Annotated in this window: 7 protein-coding genes; 3 read left to right on the top strand and 4 right to left on the bottom strand. The window is 63.8% G+C overall.

All coding sequences use genetic code 11. The features are described 5' to 3' along the window. Positions 1-462 precede the first annotated feature (462 nt). The gene (locus ENZ74_RS34395) at positions 463-741 is read right to left on the bottom strand and encodes an RHS domain-containing protein (protein WP_164761002.1); all 279 of its coding nucleotides are present in this window, start codon (positions 739-741) and stop codon (positions 463-465) included. A gap of 488 nt (positions 742-1,229) precedes the next feature. Further along, positions 1,230-1,976, bottom strand: a complete 747-nt coding sequence (locus tag ENZ74_RS34390; RefSeq protein WP_027162287.1) for an SDR family oxidoreductase — start codon at positions 1,974-1,976, stop codon at positions 1,230-1,232. A gap of 315 nt (positions 1,977-2,291) precedes the next feature. Between ENZ74_RS34390 and zwf the strand changes: the two genes are divergently transcribed. The 3 genes from zwf to edd all read left to right on the top strand — a co-directional run bounded on the left by zwf (position 2,292) and on the right by edd (position 6,355). Next, positions 2,292-3,761, top strand: coding sequence for a glucose-6-phosphate dehydrogenase (gene zwf, locus ENZ74_RS11525; RefSeq protein ID WP_013530236.1), 1,470 nt, complete (start codon positions 2,292-2,294; stop codon positions 3,759-3,761). Continuing rightward, positions 3,743-4,459 carry a 6-phosphogluconolactonase gene (gene pgl, locus ENZ74_RS11520; protein ID WP_063170066.1) on the top strand — a complete coding sequence of 239 codons (717 nt, stop codon included), beginning with the start codon at positions 3,743-3,745 and terminating at the stop codon, positions 4,457-4,459. The genes zwf and pgl overlap by 19 nt, the downstream gene beginning before the upstream one ends. Before the next feature lie 72 nt (positions 4,460-4,531). Further along, positions 4,532-6,355, top strand: a complete 1,824-nt coding sequence (gene edd / locus ENZ74_RS11515) for a phosphogluconate dehydratase (RefSeq protein WP_063170065.1) — start codon at positions 4,532-4,534, stop codon at positions 6,353-6,355. Between the two features lie 68 nt (positions 6,356-6,423). Here the strand turns inward: edd and ENZ74_RS11510 are convergent, their stop codons facing one another. Both ENZ74_RS11510 and ENZ74_RS11505 read right to left on the bottom strand, forming a co-directional pair. Next, entirely contained in the window at positions 6,424-8,088 is a 1,665-nt protein-coding gene (locus ENZ74_RS11510) for a VWA domain-containing protein (RefSeq protein WP_063170064.1), read from the bottom strand. A 378-nt stretch (positions 8,089-8,466) separates the two neighbouring features. Continuing rightward, a partial coding sequence (locus ENZ74_RS11505) for a GlxA family transcriptional regulator (protein ID WP_164761001.1) occupies positions 8,467-9,387 on the bottom strand: 921 nt, incomplete at its 5' end.

Genomic DNA, 9,387 nt, shown 5'->3' with positions numbered 1-9,387 from the left:
GCATATCTTTCACTGGCTATTGCCATACAAGCTGCATACCAATTTCTACCAGCTTTGGTTGTGCGCCCGCCACCACGCCCCGAGGATAGCAATTGGCACTGCGCCTCATCAGCGGCAAGCTGTTCCTCACAAGGGTCGTCATCCGGCGGCCCAGCTGGCGGCGGAGGCGGAGGCGTCGTACGCCGTTCCGACGGCATCGGGCAAGATTGTGGCCCTGGCTGCGGGGGGGGGACGTAAAACGCAGTCCAAGGGATTGCCACCCCAACACCACCATCGATTCCCTCCTGGACCTGGAACCCAATACAACCCGCTCGGATCCACCTTCATCAGCGGGCTGTTGCCGACATACGCCCACCTTGACGGCCCATTCGGCATACCGAGCGGATCGGGCTGCAGATAGCGCCCGATGGAAGCATCATAATGGCGGTGCCAATTGTAGGCGAGCCCCGTCTCGATCTGGAACTATTTGCCGGGGAAGCGCTGGTTGAGCGTCGCCGTGCCACTGATGCTACGCACCTCACCGTAAGGTAGATAGCTCGCCTGCCAGACGACATTGCGGCCCTGGTCGGTCATCATGACCGGCCGTTCGAGATGGTCAGTCAGCACGTAATAGAGCACCGGCGTGATGCCGGCGTCGGCGACCATCGCCAGCGGGCGGCCTTCGACCCAGATGTATTCGGTGACCAGCGCGCCGGACGCGTCATATTCGGCGATTACATTGCCGTCGAGGTCGTGCACCATGTGCAGCGTGGCCGACGAGGCGGCGATGGTGCGCGAGACCAGCCGCGACAGGTAGTCGTAGATGTAGGCGCCTGCCGTCGTGCCGTTCGTGGTGGCGCCCGAGAGCTGGCCGGCGGCATTGTAGCTGTAGGTCTTGGTGAGCTCCGGCGAGACGGTCGCGTCCTGCGTGACGTTGCCGGCAAGGTCCGACTGGAAGCCGCGGCTCGGTGCGCCGCCGGTGAGGATGCCGGTCAGCCGGTTGGAGCCGCCCTGAAGGCTGTAGGTATCGATAGAGGTGACGCCACCAATGGTTACGGTGCGCTGGGTGATGTTGCCGACACCGTCGATCGTATAGGTGAGGCTGCCCCACGGCCCATCGGCATTCTCGATGAAGCCGTTGGCCGTATAGGTGTAGGTCTCATTGTTGGCGGGGTTGATCCTCGATTGCCGTGAGATTGCGCTTGTCCTGGTATTGCAGCGGATGAGATCCTGGCCTGCTACCCAGGCGTTCAGATGCAGCGTCCGCCGTCGACCTCCAGCGCCACGCCGGTGATGAAGGCGGCTTCGTCCGAGGCCAGCCAGAGTGCGGCGTTGGCGATGTCGAGCGGCGTCGAGAGCCGGCCGAGCGGGATCGATGCGCGGAACTTCTCGCGGATTTCGGGTGTGTCGGCGCCCATGAATTTCTCCAGCATGCCGGTCTCGCCGGCAACCGGGCAGAGGCAGTTGACGCGGATGTTCTTCGGCGCCAGTTCCACCGCCATCGATTTGGTGGCGGTGATCGCCCAGCCTTTCGACGCATTGTACCAGGTGAGGCCGGGGCGCGGCCGCAGACCCGCGGTGGAGGCCGTGGTCAGGATGACGCCGCCGCCCTGCCGCTCCATGATCGGCACCACGGCGAGTGCCGCGTGATAGATCGCCTTCATGTTGACGGCGGTTATCAGGTCGAAGGTCTCCTCGTCGACATTGAGCATGTCGCCGTTGCGATGGGTGTAGCCGGCATTGTTGACCATGATGTCGATGCGGCCGAATGCGCTTTTGGCGGCATAGATCATCTCGTCGAATTCGGAGCGCAGCGAGACATCGGTCTGGGTCCAGATCGCCGCTTCGCCGATCTCGCCGGCGACGCGCTCCGCGCCCCTGGCGTTGAGATCGGCGACAACGACCCTGGCACCCTCCTGCGCAAAGCGCCTGGCGATGCCCTCGCCAAAACCGGACGCAGCACCGGTGATGACGGCAACCTTGTTTTCCAGACGCATGTTTTTCCCGCTCATGATTGATGACGATCAACCGGCGCGCCGATAGCGCACATCCGCGCGAACCCGTGGCTTCTGGCCGGATTGCTCGAAAGATGTGCGGCCATCGCCGATTTCTCCTTTGGCTTTCGCGTCGATCCCGCTCTATGCTGCAACTGCGAAGGCTTCCGGTGCCGCGCCTGTCGACAAGCCTCCGGGTCATCGGACTGTCAAGGGGCAGGCGCATACACCCAGATGTGACACCATGGCACTGGAAAATTTAAATCGATTAGATTATATCAGCCGCGTCACAGCGACCGGCGTCAGAGCGGACAGACCATGACCAGCCAGATCATCCCCGTCGATCCTTTCGACTTCATCATTTTCGGCGGCACCGGCGATCTGTCGGAGCGCAAGCTTCTGCCGTCGCTCTATTATCGCCAGCGCGACCATCAGTTTTCGGAGCCGACACGCATCATCGGCACCTCGCGCTCGAAGATGAGCGACGAAGAATTCCAGGCCTTCGCCAAGCAGGCGATCTCGGACCACGTCAAACCGGCCGACATCGACGCCAAGGAACTGAAGACCTTTCTGGCGCGGCTGTCCTACGTCTCCGCCGATGCGACGAGCGGCGCCGGCTTCGACAAGCTCAAGAAGGCGATCGGCGACAGCGACCGCATCCGCGCCTTCTACCTGGCGGTGGCGCCGGCGCTGTTCGGCGACATCTCGCACAAGCTGAAAGAGCACAATCTGATCACGCCGAACTCGCGCATCGTGCTGGAAAAGCCGATCGGCCGCGATCTCGATTCGGCACGCAAGCTCAACGACCTGGTCGGCGACGACTTCCACGAAAGCCAGATCTTCCGCATCGACCATTATCTCGGCAAGGAGACGGTGCAGAACCTGATGGCGCTGCGCTTTGCCAACGCGCTCTACGAACCGTTGTGGAATTCAGCCCATATCGACCATGTCCAGATCACCGTGGCCGAGACCGTCGGCCTGGAGGACCGCGTCACCTATTACGACAAGGCCGGCGCGCTGCGCGACATGGTGCAGAACCATATGCTGCAGCTCTTGTGCCTCGTCGCCATGGAAGCGCCGTCGTCGATGGATGCCGACGCCGTGCGCGACGAAAAGCTGAAGGTGCTGCGGGCACTGAAGCGCATCAACGGCAACGAAGCGCCGAAGCACACCGTGCGCGGGCAGTATCGCGCCGGGGCTTCGGCCGGCGGACCGGTGAAAGGCTATGTCGAGGAACTCGGCAAGGACAGCAACACCGAGACCTTCGTCGCCATCAAGGCCGAGATCGGCAATTGGCGCTGGTCGGGCGTTCCGTTCTATCTGCGTACCGGCAAACGGCTGGCGACGCGGGTTTCGGAAATCGTCATCGAATTCAAGCCGATCCCGCATTCGATCTTCGGCGACAGCGCCGGACCGATCTTCGCCAACCAGCTTGTCATCCGGCTGCAGCCGGACGAAGGCGTCAAGCAGTTCATCATGATCAAGGATCCGGGCCCGGGCGGCATGCGGCTGCGCCAGATTTCGCTCGACATGAGTTTCGCGCAGTCCTTCGACGGCCGCGCACCGGACGCCTATGAGCGGCTGATCATGGACGTCATCCGTGGCAACCAGACCCTGTTCATGCGCCGTGACGAAGTCGAGGCGGCGTGGAAATGGATCGACCCGATCCAGAATGCCTGGGAAAGTGCCAGGCAGGAGGCGCAGGGCTACACGGCGGGCACCTGGGGTCCATCGGCCTCGATAGCGCTGATCGAACGTGACGGGCGGACATGGCACGAGAGCAATTGAACAGCGCCGCCTACAGCTGGAACGGCTTCAGCGGGCGCCAGGAACTGGCGGCAGCCCTTGCCGGCCATGTTGCAGGCAGACTGACCAAGGCGATCGCCGAGCGCGGCACGGGGTTGCTCGCCGTCTCCGGCGGCACCACGCCGGCAAAATTCTTCGCCGCCCTTTCAGCGATACCCATCGCCTGGGACAAGGTGATCGTGACGCTGGTCGACGAGCGTTTCGTGCCGGCCTCCTCGCCACGCTCCAATGCCGGGCTGGTGGCCGCCAATCTGTTGCAGAACGCGGCCAAGGCGGCTCGTTTCGTGCCGCTCTATCACGAAGCCACCAGCATCGAGGATGCGGCCTCGTCCGACGATGCAGCGCTCCGATCCTTGCCCTGGCCGCTCGATGTCGTCGTGCTCGGCATGGGGCCGGACGGCCACACCGCCTCGTTCTTTCCCGATGCCGCCGACCTGGCAACGCTGCTCGACCCGTCTTCCGACAGGATCGTGCTGCCGGTTCATGCGGCAAGTGCGGGCGAGCCGCGGCTGACCCTGTCGCTGGCCCGCATCGTCGAAGCCGGCTTCATCGCGCTGCACATCGAGGGTGAGGACAAGCGTATCGCCTTCGACGGCGCGGTGGCGCCCGGGCCGCGAAAGCCAATCCGCGCCGTGCTCGACGCAGCGCAAAAGCCCGTAGAGGTTTTCTGGGCACCCTGATTCTCGATTTACACCGGTCCCGGCAAACGGCGGGAGGATGTTTCCGGGACCTCGCCTGAAAGGACCGACACCATGACCGCCAGACGCGACATCGAAGCCATTACCGAACGCATCCGCCAGCGCTCTAAGCCCGGCCGCGAGCGTTATCTCGGCCGCATCGCCGAGGCGTCGAACCGCACCGCCAACCGGGCCGTTTTGTCGTGCGGCAACCTCGCTCACGGCTTTGCGGTGTGCAGCCCCTCGGAAAAGCTCGCGCTGGGCGCCGACAAGGTGCCGAACCTCGGCATCATCACCTCCTATAACGACATGCTGTCGGCGCATCAGCCGTTCGAGAGCTTCCCCGCGCTGATCAAGGATGCAGCCCGCAAAGCCGGCGGCATCGCCCAGGTGGCAGGCGGCGTGCCGGCGATGTGCGACGGCGTCACCCAGGGCCAGCCCGGCATGGAGCTGTCGCTGTTTTCGCGCGATGTCATCGCCATGGCCGCCGCGATCGGCCTGTCGCACAACATGTTCGACGCCGCCGTCTATCTCGGCGTCTGTGACAAGATCGTGCCGGGGCTGGTGATCGCCGCCCTCACCTTCGGCCATCTGCCGGCGGTGTTCATTCCGGCCGGACCGATGACATCAGGCCTGCCCAATGACGAAAAGGCCAAGGTCCGCCAGCTCTACGCCGAGGGCAAGGCCGGACGCGCCGAACTGCTGGAGGCCGAGTCCAAATCTTACCATGGACCGGGCACCTGCACCTTCTACGGCACGGCGAATTCCAACCAGATGCTGATGGAGATCATGGGCCTGCACACGCCGGGCGCGTCCTTCGTCAATCCAGGCACGCCGCTGCGCGAGGCTTTGACCCGCGAGGCGACCAAGCGGGCGCTGGCGATTACTGCGCTTGGCAACGCCTATACGCCCGTCGGGCGGATGATCGACGAGCGCTCGATCGTCAACGGCGTCGTCGGCCTGCATGCCACCGGCGGCTCGACCAATCACACCATCCACCTGATCGCCATGGCGGCGGCGGCCGGCATCGCCATCACATGGCAGGATATTTCCGACCTGTCGGAAGCGGTGCCGCTGCTGGCGCGGGTCTATCCGAACGGCCTCGCCGACGTGAACCATTTCCACGCCGCCGGCGGGCTCGGCTTCCTGATCCGCGAACTGCTCGACGAAGGCATCCTGCATGAGGATGTGCAGACGGTGTGGGGCGAAGGCCTGCGGCCCTATGCGGTCGAGGCAAAGCTCGGCGCCGACGGAGGCGTGGTGCGCGAAGCCTCGCCGCGGACAAGCGGCGACGAAAAGGTGCTGGCGCCTTTCAACAAGGCGTTCCAGGCGACCGGTGGCCTGAAGGTGCTGTCAGGCAATCTCGGCCACGCCGTCATCAAGACTTCCGCGGTGAAGCCGGAGCGGCGTATCATCGAGGCGCCGGCCAGGGTCTTCGACAGCCAGCAAGGGCTGAACGATGCGTTCAAGGCAGGCACGCTGACCGGCGACTTCATCGCCGTCATCCGCTTCCAGGGGCCGAAGGCCAACGGCATGCCGGAACTGCACAAGCTGACCACCGTGCTCGGCATCCTGCAGGATCGCGGCCAGCGCGTGGCGCTGGTCACCGACGGGCGCATGTCGGGCGCCTCCGGCAAGGTGCCGGCGGCGATCCATGTCACACCGGAAGCGGTCGAGGAGGGTCCTATCGCCAGGATCCACGAAGGCGACATCATCCGGCTCGACGCCGATGCCGGCACGCTGGAAGTGCTGGTGCCGGCCGGCGATTTCGCGCTGCGCCGGACGGCGGATGCCGACCTCATCGGCAACGAGTTCGGTTTCGGCCGCGAGCTGTTTGCCGGCTTCCGGCAATTGGTCGGCCGCGCCGATCATGGCGCCAGCGCCTTCGGCACGGCCTGACGGCAGTTCTGCGCAACCCATGAAAAGGGGCGGCACTTGGCCGCCCTCTTGCGGTTGTGCATACGATTCTATTGCACGGTTAGCTCAGCTCGCTCGCCGGCCTTGACCGTCACGTTGCCTTCTTTCGAACTGTTGTCGGATTTCTCCGAGACGACGGCATAGTCGCCCGCCGGGATCGCTGCCTGGTACTTCTGGTCGAATGCATAGCCAAGCGACTTGCGGTTGCCGTTGATGTCCTTCTTGGCCTCGAAAATCTCGATCTTCGAGGCTCCCGGCGCGGTGATCGCCAGCACGCCGGCATTCATTGCGATTTTCAGATCCTGAAATTCGCCGACCTTGACGGTGAACGGCTGCTCGACAACGGCGAGATCAACCGTCGCAATCAAGACATAGTCATCGGCCGGCAGATCGAATTTGCTGTCGGGTCCGTAGGCATAGGTCACCTCGTCCCTGGTTCCATCGATCTTCTTTTTTGCCTTGAGCACCTTGAAGCCGATGCCTGAACCGTCCGCCTTGTCGCCGCCGGCAGCATAATAAGCATTGGCAACGACATGGCCGACACCGACAATCATGTTCTTTTCCACGGTCTTGCCGGCAGCCAGCGGAATCGTTTCGGTAGCCACCCCCTGGCCGATCGTGACCGTCACTTTCTCGTCGCCGGCCGGCAACACGGCTTTCGTGGTCCCATAGAAGGTGGCGGGCATGTCAGCACCCGGATAATCGATGACGATAGCCGCGCCATCGACGACATCTGCCCCCTCGCTCGGTCGCGGATGGATGATGAGCGTGCCGGCATTCAAGTTGAAGAGAGGCGCGTAGACTTGGCCCGCCTCGATCTTGACTTTCTGCTCGGTCTTGGCCTGGCCGTCGCTGGCCACGACGATATAGTCGCCCGGTTCCAGATTGGCCTTGTAGGCGCCGTATTCGGTGCTGACGTAGTCGCCGCGCGTACCGTCGGGTTTCGCCTTGTAGATCTCCCAGGCGTTGCCGTCAGTGACGGGATCGCCGCCCTCGGCAAGCACCGCTATCGGCAGGAAATTGAAGTCCGGTTTGGCCGGCTCGGGCGCGGGTGCCGGCGCAGGTGCCGGAGCCGGTTCAGGAGCCGGCGCTGGTGCTGCCACGGTCTCGGCAAGCGCCTCCTGCAGCGCCTTCTCGTCGGAGGCCTGGATGTATTTGCCGCCGGTGTTGTCGGCGAGGCAGGCGATCTGCTTGCCCTCGTCGGCGGTCAGGCCGAAGCCGACGACATCGGCGGTGAAGTCGACGCCGGATGCCTCGAGCTCCTTACCAAGCGCGCAGGGGTCACCGCCGCATGTTTCGAGCCCGTCGGTGATGAGCACGACCGTCGCCTTGTCCTCGGTGTATTTCAGCGCCTCGGCCGCCTGTTTGACCGCCGCCGTCAGCGGCGTCTTGCCGAGGAATTTCAGGCTGTCGGCGGCGGCCGAAATGGCGCTGCCCGAACCTGCCTGCGGCGGCACGATCAGCTGGATGTCGTCGCAGCTGCCCTTTTCACGGTGGCCATAGGCCATGAAGCCGATCTCGTCGTCGGTGGGGACCGATTGAAGCACGGTTCGAAGCGACTCGCGGGCGATTTCGAGCTTGGGCCTGCCGTCGATCTGCGCCCACATCGAGCCGGACGCATCGAGAATGATGATGACCTTGTTTGCGGCGAAGCCGAACGTCGTCATCGACAAAAGGAGGATCGCCGCAGCGACGCCCCGTGCAAGTCCCGCCATCGAAATCTCCTAAATCCGCCCCTGATCCGGGCGGCAAGCTATTTGACGCGGCGCCGGGACACAAGTCCGGGCGCCCGGTGCGCAGGGCTGCGGACCCAGCTTAACAAAAATCCTGACGACAGCCAGTTCGGCGGTGTCGGCAGCCTTTTACCCGGTAATAGGAATTTTTTCTTGACACCATGACCTCAGCTAAGGTACATATTTGGCTATGGTGCTGATTTGCGCCGGTGACCCGCCGCAATAGGCGGGTTTTTCGTTTGTTGCACCCGTCAGCCTACGCGCGGCGAAGGCTCCGAAAGAACCCATTAACCCGAATTCATGGCCTTGGCCCGATGCGCCGGGCCGAATGCCGAACTTTCAACGAAAACGAAAACCAGCTTAGTAAGTCGTGCGGCGTTCTTCCGAAGGCGGCCTGCCGAATTGCAGCCGGTAGCTCTGGGCGAAGTAGGAATGCGAGGTGAAGCCCGTCGCGATCGCCACGTCGAGGATCGGCATGTTGGTCTGGCGCAGCAGTTCGCGCGCCCGCTCCAGCCGCAATCGCATATAGTAACGGCCGGGCGTGACGCTGAGATGGCGCAGGAACAGGCGCTCGACCTGGCGCACCGAAAGGCCGGCGGATTTGGCCAGCTGTACCGCCGACAGCGGCTCGTCGAGGTGGTCGGCCATCAGTTCGACGATGCGCCTGAGCTTCTCCGACTTGCCGGTCAGGTCGCGTTCGGGTCCGACGCGCTGACGGTCGCCGGCCGAGCGGATGCGTTCGTGCTGGAACTGGTTGGCGACGCCATTGGCCAGGTTCGAGCCGAAATCGCCGCGCACGATCTCCAGCATCAGGTCGATCGAAGTGGTGCCGCCGGCACAGGTGTAGCGCTTGCGATCGATCTCGAAGACGTTGCCGGTGCAGTTGATGTCGGGGAATCGCTCGACGAAGCCGGCGCGGTTTTCCCAATGGATGGTGCAGCGATAGCCTTCGAGCTGGCCGGCCTCGGCCAGCAGGTAGGACCCGACCGACAGGGCACCCAGCGCATTGCCGCGCCGGCCCCAGCTTCGCAAAGCCGCCAGCACCTTGCTCTTGCCGGGGAATTCGGTCGTCAGCCCGACCGAGACGAAAAGGATATCGACCGGCGGCAGGTCGGCAACGGCGTAGTCGATCTTGAGCGGCAGGCCATTGGAAGCCATCACCGGATCGCCATCGGCCGACACCGTGGTCCAACCGTAGAAGTCGCGGCCAAGCAACCGGTTCGCCGACCGGAACGTATCGATCGCGGCAGCCAGCGAGAACATGGAGAACTTGTCTACCAG

The sequence above is a fragment of the Mesorhizobium sp. M7A.F.Ca.CA.002.15.2.1 genome, from assembly GCF_003998715.1.
Taxonomy (GTDB): domain Bacteria; phylum Pseudomonadota; class Alphaproteobacteria; order Rhizobiales; family Rhizobiaceae; genus Mesorhizobium; species Mesorhizobium ciceri.
Note: the sequence above shows the minus strand (reverse complement) of the source record. Positions and strands in the feature narration are given on the sequence as shown.